This is a genomic window from Acinetobacter soli (assembly GCF_018139125.1).
Lineage (GTDB): Bacteria > Pseudomonadota > Gammaproteobacteria > Pseudomonadales > Moraxellaceae > Acinetobacter > Acinetobacter soli.
In genome coordinates, this window is record NZ_CP073241.1 from 3,219,981 (window position 1) to 3,246,865 (window position 26,885).

The following is a 26,885-nucleotide window of genomic DNA, read 5'->3' on the forward strand; positions in this document are numbered from 1 at the left end:
TTTTTATTTTATCCTGTGTGGTCCAGACGGGTGCCGATGGTCTCTAAATGTACCGGAAAATGCTGCTGTTTACGGTCTTCAAAGTAATGTCGAAGTGTACGCTCAACACTTGGAAAAGCCAGTTCGCCCCATGGGATTTCGTGTTCTTCAAATAACCGCGATTCGATGCTTTCTTCACCGGCACCGAATACGCCGTCTTTGAGCAGGGCTTTGAACAACACGTAGATCTGTCCGATACGTGGAATGTTATACATGCAGTATAAATGTTCAATGTCGATCTCGGCTTCGGCTTCTTCACGCGTTTCACGTGCAGCGCCTTCTTCCATGGTCTCAAACAACTCCATGTAGCCTGCGGGTAAAGTCCATAATCCGTAGCGTGGTTCGATTGCCCGACGGCACAGCAAAACCTTATTGTCCCAAACTGCCAGTGCCCCGCAGATGAGTTTTGGATTTTCATAGTGAATATGGCCACAATTGCCACAAACACGGCGCAATTTATGATCACCTAGCGGGATCTGTTCTTCTGTTTTATGTCCACAAACGATACAAAAACTCATAACAATCATCGGGGCTAAAGATAGCTCAGCATAACTGAATTTTTATTGTTTCGCATCATTTGTATACGACCCCAAAAAAATTGAGCTATGATGGAAAAATAACAAGAATCGAGAGGCGCAAATGAGTGAACAAGGATTAACCCATCGGTTACAACAACGACTACGTTTTGCGCGACGTACTCAACCTGCAGAAGCTGCCGTATTAATTGCGATTACCGATGAAAAAGATCCGAAGGTGTTATTGACGCGGCGTTCTACCCGCTTAAAAAATCATGGCGGAGAAGTCTCTTTTCCGGGCGGAAAACGTGACCGTGGTGATACCAGTAATATCGTGGTGGCATTACGTGAAGCGCAAGAAGAAACGGCACTTAATCCCTTCGATGTCGAGTTGATGGGAGATCTGCCCATGCAGCGTGCCAAAAATGGCATGCTAGTGAAACCCATTGTCGGGCTGATTCCACCCGATGTGCATTTGATACCGCAGCCTACTGAAATCGATCGTATTTTTTTTGCTTCGCTTGAACAATTACTCAATGCTCCGCCAGAACCCCATCAGGTGAAATATATCAAGCAAACGTTGTACTTTCCGAGTATGCGTGTCGAAGATGAGGTGGTCTGGGGTTTAACGGCACGTATGTTGATTTCACTCTTTCAATATGGCCTTGGTTATCAAAAGGAGTGGCCATTCTTATTAAATTCGCCTCTATTTATTCGGCAAAAACTTGAAAAGAACAATAGAAAGGAGTAACTCAGATGATGTATAGCTTTCAAGGACATCACCCTAGAACCAAACACCATCCGTGGAAGGGGTGGATTGCAGGTAATGCGACCGTGATTGGTCAAGTCGAACTGGGTGATGAAGTCAGTATCTGGTTTGGAGCGGTCGTTCGTGCAGACAACTGTCTAATCCGGCTGGGCGATTTTACCAACGTACAAGAAAATGCCGTGTTGCATACCGATGCGGGAATTGAGCTGGTGGTCGGAGACTATGTGACCATCGGACATCAGGCCATGCTACATGGCTGCACCATTGGTGATAACAGCCTGATCGGTATTAACGCCGTGATTCTGAATCATGCCGTCATTGGCAAAAACTGTATTATTGGTGCCAATGCCCTGATTCCTGAGGGTAAAGTCATTCCCGATAATTCAGTAGTGATGGGGTCGCCGGGCAAAGTGGTTAAAACACTCGATGATCAGGGTGCAGCACAGCTTAAAATGAGTGCCATGCATTATGCCGAGCACTATAAAAAATATGTGCAGCTTGAACCGTATTTTTTTGATGAATATGAGTCGATTTGAACCTTGGATTCGTGCAAACCGATTACGTTGAATCACTCGCCTGACAGCGGGGAGTAGAGTATGATATTCAGCGTTTTTGTTAATTATATAGCGTAAGGTTTGCATGAAAGTGCTTGCATTGGAAACAGCCAATGAACAATGTTCTGTGGCCTTGATCGATCAACATCAAGAGCTTTTTTTTCAACTTGATGATCGAGCCAAGGCTCAGACTCAAACAATTTTACCCATGATTGAAGCCGCCTTGCGCGATACGCAGACCGAGCTGCATGAACTCACAGCAATTGCATTTAGTCGAGGCCCAGGATCATTTAGTGGTGTACGGATCAATGCTGCTGTGACACAGGCATTGGCATGGGCCAATGACCTGCCGGTGATTGCAGTGTCTACTTTGCAGGCACTGGCGCAGGCCGCTTATCAAACCCATCAATTACAACAGGTGACTGCTGTTTTAGATGCACGTATGCAAGAAGTTTATTTGGCTAATTATGTACTCGATGATGCTGGCATCATGCAACTCGATGGCGAAGAACGTTTGCTGAACTATGCAGATGCTCAGGCAGCAGCTCAGTTTACCGTTGTTGGTTCAGGCGCGCATTTAATCGCGACCACAGAGACACAGGTGGCAGCAGTCCAGCCGAATGCACATCACATTGCATTACTTGCAAGACACTATGCACTCAATGAGCAATGGGTGTCGGCTGAACAGGCACTTCCCGTTTACTTGCGTGACAATGCGTGGAAAAAGATTGCCGAGCAAGGCAAAGCACAGTGATTGCATTACCTTTGTTTTTATTGTTTATTTTTAAAGGATATACCTGATGGTAAATCCAATGCGATTATATGCTGTGGCCGAAGTAAAAGATCAGGCAGAAGCGGTTCAACAGCTTCTTCAGACACGCGGTGTGGTCACTGAACTGATCGAGATTGAGCAATTAAATGCCCGTTTCTTAAGACAGCATCCCGAATTGGCCTTATGTGTCGATCATGCAGGGTTATGGCTTAGTGCCAATGGAATGAAAATGCAGCCCGACTGGATGGCTGAAATTCCTCGATTAAAACGTGCCAGCCTAAAATCTGAAATGATTGCACGAGCGTGTCAGTTGGGTGAGCAGCCGCATTTAATTGATGCCACTGCGGGCTTGGGACATGATGGTTTGCTCATGGCCAGTCTTGGTGCAGAGGTCACTTTGGTGGAGCGTCATCCTATACTTTTTACCTTGCTCGAATTTGCAAAACAACAAGCCGAACAGGATGCGTATTTAGCGCCTGTCATGGCACGTATGCACTTGATTTTTTCAGATGCTGCCGACTACTTGACGCAGCGAATTGAGCAGCAGGCGATCACTGATGTGGTGTATTTAGATCCGATGTTTCCGCAGCGTGACCAGCATCAGCAAGCAGCTAAGAAGCAGGCTCAGGTAAAAAAACAAATGCAGCTACTGCATCTGTTGTTACCTGAAGATGGGCAGATGGATTTAGGAGATCAACTGTTAGCCCTTGCACGGCAAATGGCAAAGCGTGTGGTGGTTAAACGTCCGAGACATGCCGTATTTTTAAATGATGAGACTCCTGACCATCAATGGCAGGGTGATGCCTGTCGTTTTGATGCTTATTTTCAGCTTTCTCTGTGAGTAAGTGTGATCATTGCTTCAATATTTGCCAAAACTTTGCTATATAGTGAACATGCGTCACCAAGAAAATTGCACTTCGGATTCAACTCATAAAGTGCTTACCAAACTCACGGCCTCCCGAACAATTCTATGATCGACCTCAAACCGTCCATTAACTTTTGGCATGATTTTAAAAGCAACCAAACCGCGGGTTTATGGTTATTTTTGGGGTCGAGACGTTCGCTTCAGGTCATCCATCCCTCAATTTTTCAGCTTTTGGTTTGGGGTGTGTTGGGTGGTGCTGCCAATACGCTCTTTAGCTGGTTGGTGGCAGGCGATGGAGGCGCATTCAACTCTCAAGGATTGGTCAGTTACGCGTTATGGCCATTTCTGGCACTGATTGTCGGGATTTTCCTTTCTCAGCGAACCAACAATGCCCGTCTGATGCTGGTGCCTGCAATTTTGTGGCTGGTACTGGATACCAATATTGCGCTTTTACAAAGTTTGATCCAGTATCTGGGCCAGCTCGACTATTTGCCTTATTCATTGTATGACTATTTGCCGAGCATCTTTATGGTGCTGTTTGTATGGCAAAGTCTGGCGGTGGTATGGGTATTTGCCCGTGAATTAAAATGGCCATGGTGGGAGCGTGCACTCATTATGATTGCAACGCTGGTGACTCTGGTGGTGTGGCAGGGATCGGTGCGTAGTCAGCCGATCTGGAAAGTAGAAGATGTTCCTCCTAGCTTTGCCGAAGATGCCTTTTATGCACAGAGTCGCCTACTCAATAAAGCCCTTGAGCAAATTCAGTATGGTGAGTTCGCTCAAAGTCACTGGTACTTTTTAGGGGTGGCAGGTGCCAGTTATCAGGATGTCTTTAAATCTGAAATTATGCGCATTAAAGAGCAATTCGATACGCGTTTTGGCACCATTGGCCGCTCGATGATGCTGGTCAATAATCCAGATACCCGAACCCAGATTCCGTTGGCATCGAAAACCAGTATCGCGATGGCGTTAAACCGGATTGGTCAACAAATGAACCGTGAAAGTGATGTGCTGTTTTTGTACATGACCTCGCATGGCGCGCCAGATCAGTTTGAAATTGAAAATGCACCGCTAGATTTAGGGCAAGTCGATCCAAAATGGCTACGTGAAGCCCTTGACAAGTCCGGTATTCGCTGGCGTGTCATTGTGGTGTCTTCGTGTTTCTCGGGCAGCTTTATTCCCGCATTACAATCACCAGATACACTGATCATTACGGCATCGGCTGCCGACCGACAATCATTTGGTTGTACCAACGAAGCCGATTATACCTATTTTGGTCGGGCACTCTTTGATCAGGCCATGCGTGATCATCATTCAATGAAAGATGCATTCTTGCAAGCCAAGCAAACCGTCGCAAAATGGGAACAGGCACAAGGTTTTGAGCCTTCCGAGCCACAATGGATTATTGGTAAAAATATGGAATTGATGCTGCCTCAACTTGAACAACATTTATTCCCACAACAAACTGTGCCACAGGCCAGCGTAATTTCACATGAGGAAAAGACCCATGGAACTGCTGCAAAAAAACAAGTGTTATGACGGAGAACAACGAATTTATCAATTTGAGTCGACCCATTTAAACGGGACTACTCGATTTGGGATTTTTTTGCCGCCTGCGGCACTTGAAGGCAACCGCTGTCCGGCGCTGTTTTATCTGGCTGGCCTCACCTGTACCGAAGAAACCTTTGCAATCAAAGCACATGCTCAGCGTCTGGCTGCACATCTTGATTTGGTTTTGATTATGCCAGATACCTCACCGCGAGGTGAAGACGTGGCCAAAGGCGATCATTGGGATTTGGGGCAGGGAGCAGGTTTTTATATCAATGCCACTGAGCAGCCTTGGCAGGCCCATTATCAAATGGAAAGTTTTATTGCCGAGGAGTTATATGCCTTGGTGCAACAAGAATTTCCAGTCGATCCAAGTCAGATCGGCATCATGGGCCATTCGATGGGCGGGCATGGGGCATTAACACTAGCGTTTAAGTATCCTGAAAAATTCAAATCCGTTTCTGCATTTGCACCAATTTGTGCGCCTGTACAATGTCCGTGGGGCCAAAAAGCATTTTCACATTATTTGGGGGCAGATCAAGCCGTATGGCAAGATCACGATGCAAGTGTATTGGTCAAAAGTAAAGGTGCTTTGTTTAAAGATATTCTGATTGATCAGGGCATGGATGATCAGTTTTACGATCAGTTAAATCCAGATATATATCAACGTGCATGTCAAACAGTGGGGCAGCCTCTCACCTTAAGAAAACATGCAGGTTATGATCACGGTTATTATTTTATTCAGAGCTTTGTTGAAGATCATTTGCAATTTCATGCCGTACAGCTTGAAGGATGAATGTATAAATTCAGCCTATTGAAAGTGAAGCAGAAATGCTTCACTTTTTTATTTTAAAGCGTATCCCATGTTGCATCAAACTCATGTTGTGCCATTCGGTTCAAGTGCTCAATCACCACACCTTCAAGGCGGCTATGATTGTCAAGATCACTTTCAATACGTGCTACAAGCGCCGTATCTGAAGGTGTTAAAATGACGGTTGCTGTCGGCATCAGAATTCGAAATTCTGTTTCTGACTCTGCCACTTCAAATTTGTGTTTCCAATGATTGACTAGGCGTTTCGCAATACGTTTACCGTCTTGTGTATCAAGTGTTGTTTGTGTTTTCACTGTGCTGTCCTCAAGTATAGATCCTGACATTAGCAAATTTTACAGCGGGATAGTACCGGCCAAACGAGAATGCTGCGTTGCAATTTTGCAATCTCTTGCGCTGAAACTGTGTAGGATAAACAGGCAGTCTGTACTTGATTTTGTTATACTGTTGCTCTTGTTCTTCAGTTTGCCAGGTCGTATATGTCCAAGCCGTATTTGATTGCTCCTTCTATCTTGTCTGCCGATTTTGCCCGTTTAGGTGAAGATGTCGAACGTGTTTTGGCGGCGGGTGCAGATGTCGTTCATTTTGATGTGATGGATAATCATTATGTACCGAATCTGACCTTTGGTGCGGGTGTATGTAAGGCGCTTAAAAGTTATGGCATTCAGGCACCAATTGATGTGCATTTGATGGTATCGCCAGTCGATCGAATGATTGGGGATTTTATCGAAGCAGGTGCAGACATTATTACTTTCCATCCAGAAGCATCTGATCATATCGATCGCTCACTGCAACTGATTAAAGCAGGTGGTGCTAAAGCTGGGTTGGTATTTAACCCGGCAACGCCTTTGCATTATCTTGATTATGTAATGGATAAAGTCGATCAAATTTTACTCATGAGTGTCAACCCGGGGTTTGGCGGACAGAAATTCATTCCAATGACACTCGACAAATTACGTCAGGCACGCAAATTGATTGATGCCAGCGGTCGTGATATTCGCCTTGAAGTTGATGGTGGTGTTGGCCCAGCCAATATTCGCGAGATTGCTGAAGCAGGTGCGGATATGTTTGTTGCGGGTTCAGCCATTTTTGGAAAACCAGACTACAAAGCGGTTATTGATGAAATGCGATTAGAGCTGGCCAAAGTGGGCACTCAGTCTGTATAAGAGTAAACACTTTAATTTATACATGTCCTGTGGATAACTTTGTTTATAACTATATGGATAACCGTGTTCATAAGTGTATGGATAAACTGGTGATAGAATAATCAGTCATAAAACAATTGCTTATTTACGCATCGGTTTTGGTTTAAAAAGCACGCAATATGCGTGCTTTTTTACGAGTGAACGTTTCGAATAACATTTTATTTTTGGGTTGAAATGTTGTTAAAGTGAGTGCTCAAACTTCTAGCAATACGCACAATTATAAACTGAGCGATATAAATGAGGATTGAGCCTGTGCACGAATTTGGCTATGCTAGATAAGGGTGTGTAATAGCAAAGACATCACTATTTTTTTTTGGAGCGCTGGGTTTGAACGTGCGTTTTCGTCGATATCGCTGGTTGGTGTGGCTCATGATGATCTTCATGAGCTGGAGCAGCTTTGTCATGGCATCGACAACGCTACAACACGCATCACCTTCAAACCAAGACATGTCGCTGCAACATTTAAATCATTCGACGCATGATCAAGGTGTCATGTCTGATTGTCATCAATCAGTGATGAAACATAGCCATGCCACACAGGCAACAGAAAAATCTGTCGCATCAGACTGTGCCAGTATCAATGATCATTCCAGTCAATTCTTTGCAGACTGCCAAAAATGTACACCATTACATTGTCAGATGATCAGTTGTGTCATGTTGGGCGAAATCCCCATAATCGCCTTGCCGACATCGTACACGCTGGTGTCGAGTACAGCCATAGACTATAGCTCAAATACTGAGAGTGGCTATCTCACAGATATTTTACGTCCTCCTAGAGCCTAATCTCGATTTAGATCTTTAACGTTTCACGTTTAATGTTTTTTAAATTTTGAGGTTAGTCATGAAATTAAAATTGCCAACCCTATGGTTTGCTGCAATGTGTCTGGTGCTGTCCAGCGCGGCCAGTGCAGTGGTAAAAACCTATCATCTGACGATTGATCAACACAACATCAATCTCAATGGAAAATCAGTCAGTAAAATCACGGTAAACGGGCAGTTTCCAGCGCCGTTGCTGGAATTTAACGAAGGCGATGAGGCCGTCATCCATGTACACAATAACTTAAAGAAAGAACAAACCGCACTGCATTGGCATGGATTATTATTACCCGGCTTGATGGACGGCGTGCCGGGATTCAACGGATTTCAAGGGATTCGTCCGAATGGTGATTTCGTCTACCGTTTCCGTGTTCGTCAAAATGGCACCTATTGGTATCACGCTCATAGTAAGGGGCAAGAGCAAGACGGACTCTATGGGCCATTGATTATTTATCCAAAGCCAAGCCAGCATCAAGATGCAGCGCCTCCTGTGCAGCGTGACTATGTGGTAATGCTTTCAGATTCACATCCGACTCGTGGTGATCAGATTTTAAAAAATCTGAAGAAAGATGCAGAGTATTATCAAAACCGCCGTGAAACATGGTCGGATGTGTGGCAACAGGTGAAGCATGAAGGCGTGAAAGCCACGTGGCAAGATCGCAAAATGTGGAATCAGATGCGTATGCTGAAAACGGATTTGTCCGATGTGAGTGGTTATACTTTTCTGGTCAATGGCAAAGCACCAGACCAAAACTGGACCGGCCAATTTCTGCCAGGCGAACGTATTCGATTGCGTTTTATCAATGCTGCAGCAATGTCATTTTTTGATGTACGGATTCCCAATTTAAAGATGACGGTCGTGGCTGCCGATGGTCAACCTGTTCAACCTGTATCGGTAGATGAATTTAGAATCGGTGCTGCCGAAACCTATGATGTCGTAGTACAACCTCAGCACGATGCCTATCAGATTCAGGCCGAATCGATTGACCGAACCGGATTTGCTTTAGCATCACTCATCAATAAAAATGCCACTCATCTTAAAGCTTTTCCTGCACCTGTGGCACGGCCTCGCACTGTACTGACCATGCAAGACATGGGACACGCTCACATGAGTACATCTGCGCAGGCACCAGACATGCATACCACTGAAAATGATTCGATGCCGATGGCCTCCATGGATCAGCAGCATGATTTACACATGCAGCACATGATGCAAAACGATGATACCCGTATTCAGGGCTGGTCCAATGCCGCCACACCAAAGGGTATGAAAGCCCTCAGTTACGCCGATTTACGTGCTCGCACGCCACAGACAGATCTGCGTGCTCCAGATCGAGAAATTGAAATTCGTTTAGGCGGTACGATGGAGCGTTATATCTGGACGATGAATGGACAAAAGTTTTCAGAGGCCAAGCCGCTTCAGGTCAAATATGGCGAGCGTGTTCGGCTGAAATTTATCAATGAGAGCATGATGGCGCATCCTATGCACCTACATGGCATGTTTGTACAACTTGAAAATGGTCAAGCACCTGAAAATCTTCCCAACAAGCACACCATTATTGTTCCTCCAGGGCAAGCTGTGAGCGCACTTTTAACCGCAGATGAGGTGGGCGAGTGGGCCATTCACTGTCATTTGCTCTACCATATGTCGGCAGGCATGATGAATAAGCTGATTGTTGCGCATACCGATCACAACTCAGATACAGCATCAAGTGCTTCATCTGTCGCGGAGCTTGTACAAACGTCATCACAAGGAGCTCATCATGCGCATCACTAAAATGACCTTGTGTATCTGCGCGGCGTTAGGCAGTTCAGGTACAATTGCACAAACTTCAAATGAGCAGATGCATACCCATTCTCACGCTATCATGCCAATGCCAACGACCACTCTAAAAGATACACATCTTGCATATCAGGAGTCCGATGAAGCGCAACATCATCGCGATCAGCACGGCGGACAGTGGTATCAGGCCACACAAGTGGATACTCAGTGGATGGTAAATACCCACGGCAAAGGTGCAGTACAATCGGAACTGCGGAGTTGGTGGGGAACAGATGAAAACAAGCTGTATCTCAAGGCAGAACTTGAGAAAGAAGAATCTGAATCTGCTTCACGTAATATTTCTATGCGCTATAGCCGGATGATCTCTGATTTTTGGGATATTCAAACGGGCTTAAGGTATCGTGATGATGCATCGGAATTAGCAGATGAGACACTTGATGGCGTGATTGCACTACATGGACTGGCGCCATACTTTTTTGAAACGGATCTCTCGCTGTTTATAGGCGCACATGGCTACACTGGCTTAAGCGTCGAAACCGAACGAGATGTGTTGCTGACGCAGAAGATTGTAATAAAACCGTATTTGAAAGCGGATATTGTGATCTCGGATCAATCGTCAGAAGCTGCTGAAACCGGTTTGAACGAGCTGAAAACCGGATTACAAACACGCTATGAAATTAACAAAAAAGTGATGCCATTCATTGATGTTGCATATCATTATAAGCAGCATCCCACAGCACTTTTTTCCGTTTCAGATCGAGCGTGGTGGTATGGTGCGGGCGTAACGTTTAAGTTTTAATGTAAGTTTTTTGAAATAAGCCGCTGATCAACGTATCAGCGGTCACCGATGTAATGCTCATGGTGCATAAATGAATTTAAAACAGCAGTATCAAACCAATCTGATTACCGATGCTTTGCTGCATTCGCTGCACACTCAATCACCATGTACTGTGATGTCTCAAGAATTATTGAATATTCCAGTCGATGACGATCTCAACCGTCAGTTTATGAGTTTTTATTATTTGCCTGAGCTCACCCCCGTGACTCAGCAGCAAATTAGAACGTGCTTGAATAATTTAGACCATGTGGGTTATGTCGAGCTTGATCAGCAAACCCATCACTTGGCAATTTATCATGATGGCCCCGTACAGCCTATTGAAGCGCATTTAAATCAAAATGGAATTCAATTGGTATTTCAGCAAACCCAGACCAATTATATCCCTGAGCCAATCGACTGGTCGTATATGCAGCGGCGTAATCAGATGATTAGCTGGTTGCTTAGTATTAATCTGGTGATGCTGATCGTGACGTTCCTCACTGGAGTGATAGCTTCTTCTACCGCATTGATGGCGCTCGGGTTGATTCTACTGAGCGATGTGATGATCTATGCCATGATGCTCTTTGCGATTCAGGAGAAACAAGTTGGCTTATACAAACTCACCCGCGCAGGCGTGTATTTACAATTGGGCTTAAGCCTGTTGTTGATGTTTGGTGTGGCCTTACAGATTGTGATGCGTCAATCCGCCATGTCGCAAATGGTGGTGCTCGTGGGGTTACTGGCGCTCCTTACCATGCTGGTGAATATGTGGTTATTGATACAGACCCACGCGGCCGAACTGGATTTAAACTGGAAAACATTACTGAGTTTTTATGAAGTGGTATTTAGTCTTGCGGTGGTGATTGCGGGTTTGCTGTGCCTTCAACTTAATTCGAATTGGCCGGATATTGTGATGACAGTGCTCATGGTGATGTTCTTGCTCAACCGTTCCCGCAAAGTGTTTCAGAAAAAAACCTCGTTTGTGATTCAGTAATTGATTTTGTTATGTAACAATAATGTGGGCTTTTGCTTTTTTAACGACCTATCCTATACTAAAGTATTGAAGTTGAGGAGGAACGACCTCCCCCAGAGTGGGAAAATTATCAGGCCGACCTGATTATTCAATAAGGATGTAAGCATGGCTTGGTTGATTCTGATTCTTGCTGGTTTTTTTGAAGTGATATGGGCGTACTCGATGAAGCTCTCTGAAGGCTTTACGCGCCTTGTACCAAGCGTTGTAACGATCATTTTTATGCTGTTAAGCGTTATTTTACTCTCGATTTCAATGCGTACACTACCGCTTGGTACTGCCTATACCGTCTGGACAGGAATCGGTGCGATTGGCTCATTTGTATTGGGGATTTTTCTATTGCACGAGCCAGTGAGTGCCATGAGAATGCTCGCTGCTGTCTTAATTGTTTCGGGTTTGGTTCTTATGAAACTGTCTACACATTAAGCCGAATGAAGTAATTTAAACCGATTCAAGCTGGCAATTGACCATCCACTTTATCCCGAACTGATCGGTAAAGGCGCCATAAAGGGCACCCCAAAAGGTTTTCTGTAGTTGCGTCTCGATGTGCCCACCTGCCGAGAGTAAATTAAAAAGACGTCGTGCCTCGGTCTCATCGTGATCCAGATTAATCGAAATATAGTGATTATTGCCTTTGCTGAGTCCGCGCGAGTCTGCTGCACAGAATTGTTCATTGATATCAGATCCCATCAGCACGGTATAGGCATTGATGGGTAAAGAGACATGCAAAATCTGTTGACGTTGCAGATCGGAAAGCGACTGGCCGTCTTCGGCGGGGATATCCCCGTATCGAGTGAGTTGTGCAAAATGACCACCAAATACCGATTGATAAAAGATAAACGCGGCTTCGGTTTCACCAGCAAAGTTGAGATAGTGATTAAGCTGCATCGGCGTGATCCTAAACGATGATAATAATGTTTTTAATTTAGTCTCTTTTGAGCAAAAAACAGTATTTTTTATCGGAAAATACAAAAAAACTCCCGCTGAGGCGGGAGTCATCATCTATAGATTTTTAGTGTTTCAGAGCAGTTCAATGGCCACCGCGGTCGCTTCACCACCGCCAATACACAAGGCAGCAATACCTTTGCGTCCTCCGGTACGTTTCAGTGCATGAATCAGCGTCAGAATAATTCGTGAACCGGTAGAGCCTACAGGATGGCCGAGCGCACATGCACCACCGTGGATATTCACTTTTTCGGTGTCCAGTTTGAAATCATCAATCGCACACATGGTCACCATTGCAAAGGCTTCGTTAATTTCCCATAAATCGACTTCATCTGCTTGCCATCCAGCCTTGTCTAAAACTTTTGCAATCGCACCTACAGGGGCAATGGTAAACTCTGAAGGGTGCTGAGAGTTGGAAGCAGTCGCAACAATCTTGGCCAGTGGTTCAAGCCCGCGCTGTTTAGCAAGCTCATGTGAGCATAAAACTAGAGCCGAAGCGCCATCTGAAATTGAGCTCGAATTGGCAGCGGTAATGGTGCCATCTTTGGCAAAAGCAGGCTTTAAACTCGGAATCTTATCAAGTTTGGCGTTCAGGGGTTGCTCGTCTTGTTCGACCACAACATCGCCTTTACGCGAAGTGACCGTGACAGGTACAATTTCATCCTTAAAATATCCAGCCTGAATAGCGGTTTGTGCACGTTGAAGCGAACGAATTGCGAAATCATCCATTTGTTGACGTGTGTAGTGACGCTGGCTGGCCATATCTTGAGCAAAAGAACCCATGAGCCGGCCAGTTTCGGCATCTTCCAAACCATCTAAAAACATATGATCTTTTACTTCGCCGTGCCCCATACGATAACCAGCGCGAGCTTTACTGAGTATGTAAGGTGCATTGCTCATTGATTCCATACCACCGGCTACTACAATCTGCGCGCTTCCCGCTTTGATCGCATCGGTGGCCTGCATCACGGCTTTCATGCCTGAACCACAAAGTTTGTTAATGGTCACAGCACCCGTTTGATCGGGTAAACCTGCTTGACGCATGGCTTGGCGCGCAGGCCCTTGTTTAAGACCAGCTGGGAGTACGCAGCCTAAAATGACTTCATCAACATCGTGAGGCGCTAAACCAGCACGGTGAATCGCTTCTTTAATGGTTACAGCACCCAACTCTGGCGCAGAAACTGAAGATAAAGCACCTTGAAAACCGCCCATAGCGGTACGTGCACCATTGACAATCACGACGTCTGTCATGTTATTTACTCCAAGTTCGTTATTATGCGGTTGTATTTGATCGTGACAGCAGTATAGTCAAAATTTAAGCTGATACTGCTTGTGCATACATCGGATAGCTAGACTGTCCAGTTCTCATGTTGGGCAATCGGCAAGGGTTTCGACACGAAAGTGCCCCATGCGGCTGATCACCAGACGTTTATGACTGACTTTTTGCGAACAATAATAAAAGCTTCCATTTGATCCGATTGGCAAGCCACTTGCGGCCCGAAACATCAAATGGTTAGATTGCAAAGTGCCTTTCCATGACAGCATGCCATAACGGGTATTCCAGTCTGTACTCGATAGCAGATCTTCATTGAGATCTCGCTGCCGGTTACGGTTTTGATCTAAAAATACAATAAAGCCCTTGCTCCAGTCATCGCTACAGGTTTGCTTGTCTATACTCGGGCAGAGCACAACGTTATGACGATACAGCACCGCATCGGACTTTGCTTTTTGTATGTGAATTGTGAGTGTTCTTGGAATGTGGTTGGCTTCCTGAGTCGCCATAACATGCTGATAAGTCGGTACTCCGACACCAATTAAAATGCTTAAAACCGTGAGGGTAACGGTAAATTCAATTAAACTAAAACCTAAAAAATTGTTATTCATAGTAAAGGAATGTCCATCATTTGTAGTTTTTTTCTTTTTTTAACAGTTGATTACCTTAAGCGTGTTGCAAAAATAAACGAATTGAAATATTTATTACCTAAGCGTTTTAATGCTGTTAAAATAAAGAAAGCGTGAAGAGTTGGTTATTCACAGAAATAAATTGAGTAAAAAGTTACCGAATTACAACGGAAATTGTAAGTAATTTTGTCAATAATTTACTTGATTAAAGTTATCAAGCACTTGGAAATCAGTTTAAGTGTTTGTATGATTCAACGTGAGTAGCTTAAAAATAAAACTGGGGTACAAAAATAGCTTATCTCAGGAAGCCAAATAAATTTTAGGCTGAGCTTGAACAACAAACAATTTGTTATCTCTGGAGGATATCCATGAAATTGAGTCGTATTGCACTTGCTACTATGCTTGTTGCTGCTCCACTAGCTGCTGCTAATGCTGGTGTTACAGTAACTCCATTATTACTTGGTTACACATTCCAAGACTCTCAACACAACAACGGCGGAAACAAAGGTGACCTAACGAATGGTCCTGAGCTTCAAGACGACTTGTTTGTTGGTGCAGCACTTGGTGTTGAATTAACTCCATGGTTAGGTTTCGAAGCTGAATATAACCAAGTTAAAGGTGATGTAGACGGTGCTCTAGCAGGTGCTGAATACAAACAACAACAAATCAACGGTAACTTCTACGTTACTTCTGATTTGATCACCAAAAACTATGACAGCAAAATCAAGCCATACGTATTACTAGGTGCTGGTCACTACAAGTATGATTTTGACGGTGTTCCACGCGGTGCGCGCGGTACAACTGAAGAAGGTACTTTGGGTAATGCAGGTGTTGGTGCGTTCTGGCGTTTGAACGATGCATTGTCTCTTCGTACTGAAGCGCGTGCAACTTACAACATCGATGAAGACTTCTGGAACTATACAGCACTTGCTGGTTTGAACGTTGTTCTTGGCGGTCACTTGAAGCCTGCTGCGCCTGTAGTAGAAGTTGCTCCAGTTGAGCCAACTCCAGTTCAACCTCAACCACAAGAGTTGACTGAAGATCTTAACATGGAACTTCGTGTATTCTTTGATACAAACAAATCAAACATCAAAGATCAATACAAGCCAGAAATCGCGAAAGTTGCTGAGAAATTGGTTGAATATCCAAACGCAACTGCTCGTATCGATGGTCACACAGACAACACTGGTCCACGTAAGTTGAACGAACGTTTGTCTTTGGCTCGTGCAAACTCTGTGAAGTCTTCACTTGTTAACGAATACAACATCGATCCAGCTCGTTTGACAACGCAAGGTTTTGCTTGGGATCAACCGATTGCTGACAACAGCACGAAAGAAGGCCGTGCAATGAACCGTCGTGTATTCGCTACGATCACTGGTAGCCGTACAGTAACTGTTCAGCCTGGTCAACAAGCTCAATAATCTGAGTTTGATCAAATAAAAAAGCAGCTCTTCGGAGCTGCTTTTTTTTGTCTGATTGAAATTAAATAATTCATAGTATTCACCTTAAAATTCGTTGTAATGCCCGTGTTTTAGCCATTGTTTGCTTTGTTTACGATCACGGCGATGCTGTGTGCGCGGTTGTTCAGTTTCATGTAGGCCGCCTTTTTGAAGCAGTGGTGATAATGCGACTTTATTTCTAGCCTGAATTTTAGATGCAGCTTTGAGTTTCATCATGCTTCCTATTGGAAATTAAAGATTTGTGTAAGTGACTAATACCTCGTACAAAGGATAAAAAACCCAGCGATTGCTGGGTTTCATTGACAGTGTGACGGATAATCGAGTTGTTGTCTAGCTGTGTTAAGTGACTAGCATTACAGATCTTTATCCGCTTTGACATTCATCTCTTGGTAAGTCACCAATTTAGTTTTGTATTTCCATTTGTAGCCTAACCAGATTGCCAAAAACAATGGGATACTAATATACGTTGAGAGTAATCCCATCCAGTCGATTTTGCCACCCAGCAGGGCTTGATAGTTTTGTCCTAAAATAATAATCGAACATAAAATAAAAGCAAACCACGGTGCAAATGGAAAAAATTTGGCTCGATAGGCTAAATCTTCAAGTTTATAACCTTGTGCAACATAGCCTTTACGGAAACGATAATGTGAAATCGCAATACCCAGCCAAACAATGAAGCCACACATGCCTGACATGTTGAGTAACCAGTTAAAGACTTCCTGTTGTCCAATAAATGTGGTTAGGAAACACAAAGCTGCAATGGCTGTAGTGGCATAAAGTGCATTCATTGGCACGCCACGACGGTCAAGTCGAGCAAACCATTTTGGCGCACGGCCTTCTTTGGCCATATCCCACAGCATGCGGGTAGAGGAGTACATACCCGAATTTCCAGCCGAAAGAATTGCAGTTAAAATCACTGCATTCATTAGACTTGCAGCAAAGGCAAATCCTGCTTTTTCATAGAGTAAGGTAAAAGGTGATAATGCAATATCTGAGCTATGCGCAGCTTGAAGCAGACGTGGATCGTCGTAGCTGACCAATGTGCCAATGATAAAAATACAGACCACATAAAACAGTAGAATTCGCCAGAAAATCTGTTTGATTGCAAGTGGAATAGTACGTTTTGGATCTTTAGATTCACCTGCCGCAACGCCGACCATCTCAGTTCCCTGAAATGAAAATCCAGCAATCATGGCCACACCAATCATCGCCTGCAAGCCGCCCACGAAAGGCGCATCTTTGTATGTCCAGTTGCCAAAAGTGGCTATATTGGGTGTCAGCATGATTTTAATAATCATGGCCATCCCAATAATGATAAAGGCAATAATTGCGACCACTTTGACCATTGAAAACCAGAATTCACTTTCACCAAAACCCTTAACGGTCATGGCATTGATGGCAAAAATCACCACCAAGAAAATAGCACTCCAGTAAAATCCTGGAATGTCGGGGAACCAGAATTTCATAATCAACTGTACTGCCACCAGCTCAAAAGCTACGGTAATGGCCCAGTTATACCAGTAGTTCCAGCCCAGCGCGAAACCGAAGCCTTCTTCTACATAGCGGTTACCATAGGTAAAGAAAGCGCCCGAGGTTGGATTATGCGTTGCCAGTTCGCCTAGACTGGTCATCAAAAAGTAAATCATGACGCCGATGAGCACGTAGGCCAGCAGGGCACCGCCAGGTCCCGCATTGGCAATAGTCGAGCCGGATGCAAGGAATAAACCTGTGCCAATTGAGCCACCAATGGCAATCATATTTAAATGACGAGCACCTAGCTTACGCTGGAGCTGATCAGGTTGAGTCGTTTCGCTCATGAAAATTCCTTACTTTCCTAAAGTTGCTTTGGCATAAAGCACCTTGAAGCCTTGTTGATCTGCTTTTATTTGACATTGGCCAAAGGCTTGTTCAATCAAAACGGGATAATTTAAAAAACGATTCGCCACGATCCACAATTCACCGTTTGCCTTTAAGTGTTTTTTGGCTGTTGTACACAGACCCTCACTGGCGGCATAGTCGGTATGAATCCCTTGGTGAAAAGGTGGATTACTTACAATAGCATCCAAATCCGATGGTGCATTATGAATGCCCGTTACCGCACAAAGCTGTAACTGATCCGGATTGAGCCCATTTAGACGAAATGTCATCTCTGTAGAACACAGTGCGAATGCATCCACATCCATCGCGTAAATCTTGTTTTGCGGATTTAACTGCGCTAAAGATGCACTTAATACGCCTGCACCACATCCGAAGTCGGCAAGTTTACCCGATTTTATCTGTTCAAGATAAGGTAAAAGTACGGCTGTTCCGACATCAAGCTGACGCTGACTAAATACACCTGGTAACGCACAGACCGTGAGACTATTTTGTGCAACTTCAACCGTGTACTGTTGTACCCACTGTTCAAGAGGTCGCAACTGCTCGGTTGTGTCTATTTTAGTCTGCCAAAGCTGGCAATGTCGTGCACTGTCCAGTTTTATGGTCTTGCCATAATCGAGTAACTGTTTGGCAGCACGTTCTACGCCCCCTTTTTTTTCACCGACCAAAAAAATAGACTGGCCTTGAGTGAGGTGACTGACCACCACGTGCAAAATATAGCGCAGTAGTTCTTTAGATTTGGGAACAAAAATAATCACCTGATCGGGTGTAACCGACGGAAAATGTACACCAAAACTGGTCACAATTGATTGCTGTTCAAAATATTGATGATCGGCAAAATTCCACGTCCAAACAGACGCTTGTGCGTGCTGATTCAGTTCATGGCATAAGCCATCGGCAGGCGGATTGATCAATAGCACCGTGCCAGAAAAATATTGATGCTGTCGAAGTACCACTTCACTGCGTGGATCCATCTTAATCTCTCATGAAGAACAAAGCCCAGTTTTCACTGGGCAAAATGTAAATACGATCTAAATTATTGTTTATGTTCAGGCAAAACAATATTTAGGATCAGTGCTGCAAGCCCACCAGTGGCCACGCCTGAACTAAAAATATTTTTAAACAATTCGGGTAAGTGTTCCAGAATTTGCGGTACTTGTGCAACACCTAAACCCAGTGCCAGTGAAATGGCAATAATCAGTAGGGCACGTCGATCTAAATGAATACCAGATAAAATATTAATACCTGATGCTGCCACCGCACCAAACATGACCATAACAGCTCCACCCAAAACCGCTTGCGGTACGGCTTGAATAATGCCCGCAACAGCAGGGAACAGTCCAAGTAAAATCAGCAGTACCGCAATCCAAATCCCAACATGGCGGCTGGCCACACCCGTGAGCTGAATCACGCCGTTGTTTTGTGCAAATACTGAGCTTGGAAAGGTATTAAACAGACCCGCCAGTAGCGAGTTGGCGCCATTAACCAGTACGCCACCTTTAATTCGTTGCATCCACTGTGGGCCATTGACCGCCTGATTTGAAATTTTACTGGTTGCGGTAATGTCTCCGATCGCTTCAAGTGAAGTCACCAGATAAATAAACGCCATTGGAATAAACAGACTCCATGAAAAGCTTAGCCCAAAATGCATAGGCGTGGGAATCTGAACCAATGGTGTTTCATTTAAACCTGAAAAATTTAAATGACCCATAAAACCCGCAAGAATATATCCCACAATTAAAGCAATCAGAATGGCAGAACTCTTGATCCAGATCACCTGAATACGATTGAGAAGAATAATAATTGCCAACACCGTGCATGACATAATGAGGTTATCGCTGCTGGCAAAGGTCTGATCTTGCATGGCCTGATAACCACCGCCCATACTGATGAGGCCTTCTTTGATTAAAGTGAGTCCGATCAGTAACACCACAATACCAGTCACCAGCGGTGTAATCAGGGTTTTGATCCAAGGTAAAATACGCGACACACCCATTTCAATAAATGAGCCGGCAATCACCACACCAAAAATAGCAGCCATGACTTGATTGACAGGCGTACCGGCCGCCACCATAGCGCTACCAATCCCAATAATGGGGCCAATAAAGTTAAAACTGGTACCTTGCACGATCAAAAGACCAGCCCCTAAAGGGCCGACTTTTTTACATTGTAAAAATGTGGCAACGCCAGAAATTACCAATGACATCGACAAGATCATGTTGGTTTCTTCACGTGAAACCCCCAATGCCAGACAAATCAGCAAGCCTGGTGTCACAATCGGAACAATAATTGCGAGTAAATGTTGCAAAGCTGCCAAGAATGAGACAAACGGTGCAGGCCGATCATTCAAACCATACACAAGGTCGAGTTGATCGTTGTTTTTAGAGGGAAAATTGCAAGAATCAGACATGTAAAATCATCGGTCAGCTACGACAAGGTGGCGGTATTCTAATCGAGATGAGGGAAATAATAAAAGATAATAGACAAGAGGTGAAAAAAACGCGGCTATGTCAATAAACTGTCACTACTTTTATGTAGCATTTTTCTGTATAATTTGCCCTCAAGTTTTAGGCTTATCGAATTTTCATGTCAGATATCAAAAATCTCCGCAATATTGCAATTATTGCACACGTCGACCACGGGAAAACGACCCTTGTCGATAAACTTCTTCAACAATCAGGTGCACTTGGCGATCGCGCGGGTGAGATTGAGCGTGTCATGGACTCGAATGCGCTTGAGAGCGAGCGTGGTATTACCATTCTTGCAAAAAACACAGCAATCAAGTGGCTCGACAAACGTACCGACACCGAATACCGTATTAACATCGTAGACACACCGGGACACGCCGACTTCGGTGGCGAAGTTGAACGTGTAATGTCGATGGTTGACTGCGTATTGTTGCTTGTTGACTCTCAAGAAGGCCCAATGCCACAAACGCGTTTTGTCACTCAAAAAGCGTTTGCACGTGGTTTGAAGCCAATCGTGATTATCAACAAAGTCGACAAGCCAAGCGCACGTTGTGACTGGGTGATCGATCAAGTATTTGACTTGTTTGATAACTTGGGTGCAACTGATGAGCAGTTGGACTTCCCAATTGTTTATGCATCTGGTCTTCGCGGTGTTGCAGGTCCTTCACCAGAAGAATTGGCTGAAGACATGACGCCGTTGTTTGAAACGATTGTAGACATCGTTGAACCACCAGCAGTTGATGTTGATGGTCCGTTCCAAATGCAAATTTCATCACTCGACTACAACAGCTTCGTAGGTGTAATTGGTGTTGGCCGTATTCAGCGCGGTTCAGTAAAAACCAACACACCTGTTACTGTGATTGATAAAGAAGGCAACACACGTAACGGTCGTATCTTAAAAATCATGGGTTACCATGGTCTTGAGCGTGTCGATGTAGATTCTGCATCTGCAGGTGACATCGTATGTATTACCGGTATTGATGCACTCAACATTTCAGACACCATTTGTGATCAGAAAAATGTTGAAGCGCTTCCACCATTGTCTGTTGATGAACCAACCGTATCGATGACTTTCCAAGTCAACAACTCACCGTTTGCTGGTAAAGAAGGTAAGTTCGTGACTTCACGTAACATTCGTGAACGTCTTGACCGCGAATTGATTCACAACGTTGCACTTCGTGTAGAAGATACAGACAGTCCAGACCGTTTCAAAGTATCTGGCCGTGGTGAACTTCACCTTTCAGTTTTAATTGAAAACATGCGTCGTGAAGGTTTCGAGTTGGGCGTATCGCGTCCGCAAGTAATCATCAAAGAAATTGATGGCGAAAAACAAGAACCTTACGAAAACGTAACGTTTGACGTAGAAGAACAGCATCAAGGCGCTGTGATGGAACAAATGGGCCATCGTAAAGGCGAAATGACCAATATGGAAGTTGACGGTAAAGGCCGTATCCGTATTGAAGCAACTGTTCCATCACGTGGTTTGATTGGTTTCCGTTCTGAATTCTTGACCATGACCTCTGGTACAGGAATCATGACGTCAAGCTTCTCTCATTATGGTCCTGTGAAACAAGGTACTGTTGCGAAGCGTCAAAACGGTGTATTGATTTCTATGGTTCAGGGAACTTGCTTGGGCTATGCATTGTTCAGCTTGCAAGACCGTGGTCGTTTGTTTGCTAAGCCACAGCTTGAAGTGTATGAAGGCATGATCGTGGGTATCAACTCACGTTCTGACGACATGGTGGTTAACCCAACCAAAGCGAAACAGTTAACCAACGTACGTGCGTCTGGTACAGATGATGCATTGACACTTACACCTGCAATTGAATACACGCTTGAACAAGCGCTTGAATTCATTGAAGATGACGAGCTAGTTGAAGTAACACCGAAGTCAATTCGTATCCGTAAGCGTTACTTGACTGAAAACGAACGTAAACGTAACCGCGCGTAATCGGCTCCGGCTCGATACAAGCAAGAAACTGCCAGCTCGTCTGGCAGTTTTTTTATGTTTAAAACGCGGTGCTAAAAACGTTTTATGTAGTTGAAATGTGAAATAACTTTTGTTTTTGAAGTAAAAAACAGTAAATTAAAATCCATAACTGACATAAAAGCTGCATTCATTTTAAGAATGTCATTAAAAAACAACGCAGCACTCAAGTGCTGTCTGGAGATTTTTCATGAGTATTATTCAAGAATTTAAGGAATTTGCTGTTAAGGGCAATATGATTGATCTGGCCGTCGGGGTCATTATTGGTGGTGCATTTGGTAAGATTGTCGATTCTTTGGTAAAAGACGTGATCATGCCGTTAATCACATTGATTACCGGAGGAGGCGTCGACTTCACCCAGAAGTTTATTGTACTCGGGAACAATCCTGACAATCTGCAATCTTTAGATGCCTTGCAAAAAGCGGGGGTGAACGTGCTCACCTATGGTAATTTTATTACCATTTTGATCAACTTCCTGATTTTGGCGTGGGTTGTATTTTTAATGGTGAAACTCATCAACCGTATGCGCCGTAAACAAGAGGCTGCGCCTGCTGCACCAGCACCGACACCAGAAGATATTGCGTTACTGCGCGAAATTCGTGACGAGTTAAGAAAGCGCCCAGAAGCTTAAATTCAACATCCTGTTTGAAAAACGGCACAAACAGTGCCGTTTTTTATGTACCAATTTTATTTGGCATGAATTTTTCTTATGAATTTGAGAAAATAACGATTCGTGCACATCATTTGAAATCCAGAGGATATTTTGGCAGTGAACAGACTTTTTGCTTATGGCACCTTGTGCCCAAACCGAGAAAACGCACACATTATGGCCAATATAGATGGAGTCTGGCAAAAGGCTTATGTTCGCGGCGTGATTCATACCTTGGATTGGGGGCCAGATCAAGGCTTGCCTGCGATTGTTCTGGATTCGGGCGCACCTCAGGTAGCAGGTTTTTTGTTTAGCAGTGATGAGCTAGACCAGCATTGGGATAGGTTAGACGAATTTGAGGGCTTTCAATATGAGCGTGTTCAGGTCGAGATTCAATTGGAAACTGGAGAAAAACTGGAGGCATGGACCTATCAGATGAATCAAAACGCGCGTAAATCTGCACATTGACAGATTATAACAAGGCCACGATGACGGATATGTACCACGTGGCCGAGTTGCAGTGTTTAACGAAAATCAGTTCTAAATTTGATTTCCAGCAAATGAAAACCAAACTGACTTTTTATTGGGCCATGCAAAATGCGTTCGGCGGCGCTAAATACCAGTTTGTCTATTACTGGAACTAACTGACCCTTTTTGACTTCGCCGAGCTCTCCGCCGCGTTTGGCCGAATTACAGGTCGAGTATTGCTTGGCAATGTGATGAAAGTCTGCACCTTGCTGAATTTTCTTTTTCAGTTGCTCTGCAAGATCTTTGTCCTTCACTAAAATATGTCGCACAATTGCTGTTTGCATGAATTAACCTCTCTTGCGTCGTTTCGGGGCAGTACTGTTTAGCTTTAACGGCTGACACTGGGGACAAAATACACTGGCACGTTGTCCAAGCTTTATGTTTTCTAATGTGGTCTCACAGTTCACACACATTTCGCCTGCACGGCCATAGGCCAGCAGCGTTTGCTGAAAATAACCGTTTTCACCCATGGCATTGGTATAGTCACGTAGTGTAGAGCCACCCAGTTGAATCGCATGACTCAAAATACGTTTAATTTCAACCACCAAGCCAGCGATTTGCTCACTCGATAAGGTATTGGCTGGCTGTGCCGGATGAATGCCCAGATTAAACAGGCTTTCGGTTGCATAGATATTGCCTACACCCACCACCACATGATTATCCATGATTGCAATTTTTATGCCGACTTGTTTGGTGCGAAGCTTTTCATATAAATAGTCTGCGTTAAATGCATCGCTGAGCGGCTCTGGCCCAAGGGTATCAATCAGCTTTTTCTGATATTCATCATTGAGCCACAAAATACAGCCAAAACGCCGTGGATCGTGATAACGCAACTCGGTGCCATCATCGAAAGTTAAAATCAGGTGATCGTGTTTGCGCAGTTCATCTTGAGCCGTACACAGCCGAAAACTGCCTGACATCCCTAAGTGCCAGAGCATCTGATCGGTTTCAAACTCAGCCAAGATATATTTCGAACGACGCTTGAGCGCACGAAGTTCTTGACCCACCAAACGTGAAATATCGTCTGGAATTGCCCAGCGTAATCTGGAATCACGTACTGTCACAGACTGGACGCGATGATGTAACAGGGGGAGTAAACTGGTTTTTGTCGTTTCGACTTCAGGTAATTCAGGCATTATCAGCTCAACTTATCAAACCGATGTTAATATGGGGACGATCTTGTCACTTGTAAAGGGCAGGACGCATGCTACGAGCCTGTTAAAGATAGGCTGATTTTTTATAGACGTCAAAATGTGGCGTATTTACATAAAGATCTGATCAGACATCGATAAAATCGTTTTTTATCGATATGATAGTCAGACATTCGTTGGGCTTTTAAAACTTTTCTTTTTGGGTAAAGATTTCAAGATAAGGATAAATGAATGCGTTTTTTACGATTCAATGCGCTTTCTCACTGCATATTTTTAGCAACAGGTTTAGGGGCGACGGGCTCTGTTTGGGCACAAGATACCGCAGACAACCCGCTGACACTCCCAGTCATTCAGGTTGAAGCCACCCGTACTGGCACCACATATTTGCAAACACCTGCATCTATTTTTCGTGTCGATGCACCAGCGCAGCAGCAATCTGCACAAGTGAATCTCACCGAAGTGGTGAAAGGGATTCCAAGCCTGCAAATTAATAATCGTGAAAATTATGCACAAGATTTGCAGCTCTCAATGCGAGGCTTTGGTGCACGCTCAACTTTTGGTGTGCGCGGCATTCGTTTATATGTTGATGGTATTCCGGCCACTATGCCAGATGGTCAGGGGCAAACTTCCAATATCGATTTAAGCAGTCTGGATCACGTTGAAGTACTCACTGGACCATTTTCATCTTTATATGGAAATTCTTCAGGTGGCACCATTTTAACCACCACCAAAGAAGGTCAGGGCAAAGATTCGATTGAGCTGGGATATTCTGGTGGCAGTCACGATAAAGGCCGTAGTGGCATTATTTTGCAAGGTGGTGCTAAAGCGCCGAACGAACCGAGTTATGTAATCAGTTCATCTTACTTCGACACAGACGGTTATCGTGACCACAGCGCAGCCCGAAAAGTATTGAACAACGCCAAACTGACTTGGAATCTAGATGATGGTTCAAAAATTAACTGGATCACCAATTATGTCAAAATCAATGCCGATGATCCGCAAGGTCTGACACGTGAGCAGTGGAAAGCCAATCCAAAACAGGTTAATGATGCCAATAATCTTTATGATGTGCGTAAAGAGATTGAGCAAACCCAAACCGGCCTCACGTGGACCAAACCCCTCAACGATCAAAATGAATTGTATATGATGGGATATCTGGGGAACCGTCAAGTCACGCAATACCAGTCGATTCCTCAGTCTGCGCAAAACAACCCGCGACATGCTGGTGGTGTAATTGATTTTGACCGAAACTATTACGGTGCAGACCTTCGCTGGACCGGAAAAGAATTGCTTCCTCACACCACGCTGAGTGCGGGTGTGGCGCTGGATTTTATGGATGAAGACCGTAAAGGTTATGAAAACTATATCACGGTCAATAATCAACCAAGTTACGGGGTAAAAGGAAAGTTACGCCGTGATGAAGACAATACGCTCTGGAATATCGACCCATATTTACAAGCCTCATGGCAGTTTTTACCGACTTGGCGCCTCGATACAGGGCTGCGTTATAGCAACGTTCACTACAAATCAGATGATCAATATATTGTAGGTGTCAACGGCGATGACAGTGGCAAAACGGAATATTCGAAAGTATTGCCGTCTGCCGCCTTAAGCTGGCAAATTCAGCCTGAACTACTGGCTTATGTCAGTTATGCTAAAGGCTTTGAAACACCTACCTTTACCGAGATGGCGTATCGCCCGGATGGCTTGGGTGGATTTAACTTTGATTTAAATGTATCGACCAGCGATACCTATGAAGCAGGGCTAAAATCGCAAAATAGACTGGGTGATTTTACTTTGGCTGCATTTCAAACCAAAACCAAGGATGATATTGTCTCGGCAGGCAGTATCAACGGCCGTGCAACCTTTCGCAATGCCGATAAAACCTTACGTGAGGGGATTGAGCTGACGTGGAATAAAGCCCTCTGGCGTGATCTGGTGGCTACAGCCAGTTATGGTTATCTCGATGCGACTTTTGATGCCGATGTACCAGCACGTGGAAGCGTCGCTGCCATTACATCAGGCAATAAAATTCCGGGTATTGCAAAAAATCAGGGCTATGTGGGAATCACGTGGAAGCCTCAAACGGGCTTCTATGCAGGGCTCGATGCACAGTACAACGACAAAATTTATGTCGATGATAAAAATTCTGATACAGCACCAAGCTACACCGTTATGGCAGCCTATGCAGGTTACGTGTGGAATATGCAAGCATGGAAGGTCAATGTATTTGGACGAGTGGACAATTTACTCGACAAAGATTATGTCGGCTCTGTGATTGTAAACGATGGCAATGGGCGCTACTTTGAACCTGCCGACGGACGTAACTGGAGTGCGGGCATCCGCGTAGTCAAACAGTTCTAATCTGAGAGAGT

28 protein-coding genes are annotated in these 26,885 nt (G+C 44.4%); 17 read left to right on the plus strand and 11 right to left on the minus strand.

The window, feature by feature from the left end; all coding sequences use genetic code 11:
• Positions 1–8: 8 nt before the first annotated feature.
• Positions 9–557: an NUDIX hydrolase gene (locus KCV09_RS14865; RefSeq protein ID WP_025096147.1), complete on the minus strand. Its 549-nt coding sequence runs from the start codon at positions 555–557 to the stop codon at positions 9–11.
• Between the two features lie 121 nt (positions 558–678).
• Here KCV09_RS14865 and KCV09_RS14870 point away from each other — a divergent pair, with 121 nt between their 5' ends.
• The 6 genes from KCV09_RS14870 (at position 679) to fghA (ending at position 5,858) form a co-directional block, all read left to right on the plus strand.
• Complete coding sequence (locus KCV09_RS14870; protein WP_004934887.1) at positions 679–1,305, plus strand: NUDIX hydrolase; 627 nt, start codon at positions 679–681, stop codon at positions 1,303–1,305.
• Positions 1,306–1,310: 5 nt separating this feature from the next.
• Positions 1,311–1,859, plus strand: coding sequence for a gamma carbonic anhydrase family protein (locus KCV09_RS14875; protein ID WP_004945477.1), 549 nt, complete (start codon positions 1,311–1,313; stop codon positions 1,857–1,859).
• Between the two features lie 103 nt (positions 1,860–1,962).
• Complete coding sequence (tsaB, locus tag KCV09_RS14880; protein WP_151815455.1) at positions 1,963–2,631, plus strand: tRNA (adenosine(37)-N6)-threonylcarbamoyltransferase complex dimerization subunit type 1 TsaB; 669 nt, start codon at positions 1,963–1,965, stop codon at positions 2,629–2,631.
• Between the two features lie 46 nt (positions 2,632–2,677).
• Positions 2,678–3,490 carry a class I SAM-dependent methyltransferase gene (locus KCV09_RS14885; protein WP_004934896.1) on the plus strand — a complete coding sequence of 271 codons (813 nt, stop codon included), beginning with the start codon at positions 2,678–2,680 and terminating at the stop codon, positions 3,488–3,490.
• Positions 3,491–3,619: 129 nt separating this feature from the next.
• Entirely contained in the window at positions 3,620–5,053 is a 1,434-nt protein-coding gene (locus tag KCV09_RS14890; protein ID WP_151815456.1) for a C13 family peptidase, read from the plus strand.
• Positions 5,022–5,858: an S-formylglutathione hydrolase gene (gene fghA / locus KCV09_RS14895; RefSeq protein WP_151815457.1), complete on the plus strand. Its 837-nt coding sequence runs from the start codon at positions 5,022–5,024 to the stop codon at positions 5,856–5,858. The genes KCV09_RS14890 and fghA overlap by 32 nt, the downstream gene beginning before the upstream one ends.
• 53 nt (positions 5,859–5,911) lie before the next feature.
• Here fghA and KCV09_RS14900 read toward each other — a convergent pair whose 3' ends face one another.
• Entirely contained in the window at positions 5,912–6,187 is a 276-nt protein-coding gene (locus KCV09_RS14900) for a DUF2218 domain-containing protein (RefSeq protein WP_151815458.1), read from the minus strand.
• Positions 6,188–6,370: 183 nt separating this feature from the next.
• Here KCV09_RS14900 and rpe point away from each other — a divergent pair, with 183 nt between their 5' ends.
• The 6 genes from rpe to KCV09_RS14930 all read left to right on the plus strand — a co-directional run bounded on the left by rpe (position 6,371) and on the right by KCV09_RS14930 (position 11,968).
• On the plus strand, positions 6,371–7,057 hold the full coding sequence (gene rpe / locus KCV09_RS14905; RefSeq protein ID WP_025096140.1) for a ribulose-phosphate 3-epimerase: 687 nt from the start codon (positions 6,371–6,373) through the stop codon (positions 7,055–7,057).
• Between the two features lie 372 nt (positions 7,058–7,429).
• Positions 7,430–7,879 (plus strand): hypothetical protein, encoded by a 450-nt coding sequence (locus KCV09_RS14910; protein ID WP_228301566.1) that lies wholly within the window; start codon positions 7,430–7,432, stop codon positions 7,877–7,879.
• 58 nt (positions 7,880–7,937) lie between these two features.
• Positions 7,938–9,689, plus strand: a complete 1,752-nt coding sequence (locus tag KCV09_RS14915; protein WP_212515315.1) for a multicopper oxidase domain-containing protein — start codon at positions 7,938–7,940, stop codon at positions 9,687–9,689.
• On the plus strand, positions 9,676–10,494 hold the full coding sequence (locus KCV09_RS14920; RefSeq protein WP_004934917.1) for a copper resistance protein B: 819 nt from the start codon (positions 9,676–9,678) through the stop codon (positions 10,492–10,494). The genes KCV09_RS14915 and KCV09_RS14920 overlap by 14 nt, the downstream gene beginning before the upstream one ends.
• A 70-nt stretch (positions 10,495–10,564) precedes the next feature.
• The gene (locus KCV09_RS14925; protein WP_004934920.1) at positions 10,565–11,506 is read left to right on the plus strand and encodes a hypothetical protein; all 942 of its coding nucleotides are present in this window, start codon (positions 10,565–10,567) and stop codon (positions 11,504–11,506) included.
• Between the two features lie 144 nt (positions 11,507–11,650).
• Positions 11,651–11,968 (plus strand): DMT family transporter, encoded by a 318-nt coding sequence (locus KCV09_RS14930; protein ID WP_004934921.1) that lies wholly within the window; start codon positions 11,651–11,653, stop codon positions 11,966–11,968.
• A gap of 15 nt (positions 11,969–11,983) precedes the next feature.
• Here KCV09_RS14930 and KCV09_RS14935 read toward each other — a convergent pair whose 3' ends face one another.
• From KCV09_RS14935 to KCV09_RS14945, 3 genes are all read right to left on the minus strand, one after another.
• A complete protein-coding gene (locus tag KCV09_RS14935; protein WP_004934924.1) occupies positions 11,984–12,430 on the minus strand; it encodes a VOC family protein in 447 nt (148 codons plus the stop codon).
• A gap of 132 nt (positions 12,431–12,562) precedes the next feature.
• Positions 12,563–13,738 (minus strand): thiolase family protein, encoded by a 1,176-nt coding sequence (locus KCV09_RS14940; protein ID WP_151815460.1) that lies wholly within the window; start codon positions 13,736–13,738, stop codon positions 12,563–12,565.
• A 114-nt stretch (positions 13,739–13,852) separates the two neighbouring features.
• Positions 13,853–14,371, minus strand: coding sequence for a GspH/FimT family pseudopilin (locus KCV09_RS14945; RefSeq protein ID WP_151815461.1), 519 nt, complete (start codon positions 14,369–14,371; stop codon positions 13,853–13,855).
• Positions 14,372–14,757: 386 nt separating this feature from the next.
• Between KCV09_RS14945 and omp38 the strand changes: the two genes are divergently transcribed.
• Positions 14,758–15,810, plus strand: a complete 1,053-nt coding sequence (gene omp38, locus KCV09_RS14950) for an outer membrane protein Omp38 (protein ID WP_004934932.1) — start codon at positions 14,758–14,760, stop codon at positions 15,808–15,810.
• 84 nt (positions 15,811–15,894) lie between these two features.
• Here the strand turns inward: omp38 and KCV09_RS14955 are convergent, their stop codons facing one another.
• From KCV09_RS14955 to KCV09_RS14970, 4 genes are all read right to left on the minus strand, one after another.
• The gene (locus tag KCV09_RS14955; protein ID WP_004934934.1) at positions 15,895–16,062 is read right to left on the minus strand and encodes a hypothetical protein; all 168 of its coding nucleotides are present in this window, start codon (positions 16,060–16,062) and stop codon (positions 15,895–15,897) included.
• A 140-nt stretch (positions 16,063–16,202) separates the two neighbouring features.
• Positions 16,203–17,666: an amino acid permease gene (locus KCV09_RS14960; protein ID WP_004945517.1), complete on the minus strand. Its 1,464-nt coding sequence runs from the start codon at positions 17,664–17,666 to the stop codon at positions 16,203–16,205.
• A gap of 9 nt (positions 17,667–17,675) precedes the next feature.
• The gene (locus tag KCV09_RS14965; protein ID WP_151815653.1) at positions 17,676–18,701 is read right to left on the minus strand and encodes a class I SAM-dependent methyltransferase; all 1,026 of its coding nucleotides are present in this window, start codon (positions 18,699–18,701) and stop codon (positions 17,676–17,678) included.
• A 62-nt stretch (positions 18,702–18,763) separates the two neighbouring features.
• Positions 18,764–20,137: a uracil-xanthine permease family protein gene (locus tag KCV09_RS14970; protein WP_212515316.1), complete on the minus strand. Its 1,374-nt coding sequence runs from the start codon at positions 20,135–20,137 to the stop codon at positions 18,764–18,766.
• Between the two features lie 176 nt (positions 20,138–20,313).
• On the opposite strand from KCV09_RS14970, the gene typA reads away from it, so the two are divergent.
• From typA to KCV09_RS14985, 3 genes are all read left to right on the plus strand, one after another.
• Entirely contained in the window at positions 20,314–22,146 is a 1,833-nt protein-coding gene (gene typA, locus KCV09_RS14975) for a translational GTPase TypA (protein ID WP_004934944.1), read from the plus strand.
• Between the two features lie 226 nt (positions 22,147–22,372).
• Complete coding sequence (mscL, locus tag KCV09_RS14980) at positions 22,373–22,813, plus strand: large conductance mechanosensitive channel protein MscL (RefSeq protein WP_004934947.1); 441 nt, start codon at positions 22,373–22,375, stop codon at positions 22,811–22,813.
• A 138-nt stretch (positions 22,814–22,951) separates the two neighbouring features.
• A complete protein-coding gene (locus KCV09_RS14985; protein WP_004945525.1) occupies positions 22,952–23,299 on the plus strand; it encodes a gamma-glutamylcyclotransferase family protein in 348 nt (115 codons plus the stop codon).
• A gap of 56 nt (positions 23,300–23,355) precedes the next feature.
• Here the strand turns inward: KCV09_RS14985 and KCV09_RS14990 are convergent, their stop codons facing one another.
• Complete coding sequence (locus tag KCV09_RS14990) at positions 23,356–23,643, minus strand: peptidylprolyl isomerase (RefSeq protein WP_004934954.1); 288 nt, start codon at positions 23,641–23,643, stop codon at positions 23,356–23,358.
• A 3-nt stretch (positions 23,644–23,646) separates the two neighbouring features.
• Entirely contained in the window at positions 23,647–24,495 is an 849-nt protein-coding gene (mutM, locus tag KCV09_RS14995) for a bifunctional DNA-formamidopyrimidine glycosylase/DNA-(apurinic or apyrimidinic site) lyase (protein ID WP_212515317.1), read from the minus strand.
• Between the two features lie 246 nt (positions 24,496–24,741).
• Here mutM and KCV09_RS15000 point away from each other — a divergent pair, with 246 nt between their 5' ends.
• Positions 24,742–26,874 (plus strand): TonB-dependent receptor family protein, encoded by a 2,133-nt coding sequence (locus KCV09_RS15000; RefSeq protein WP_212515318.1) that lies wholly within the window; start codon positions 24,742–24,744, stop codon positions 26,872–26,874.
• Positions 26,875–26,885 lie beyond the last annotated feature (11 nt).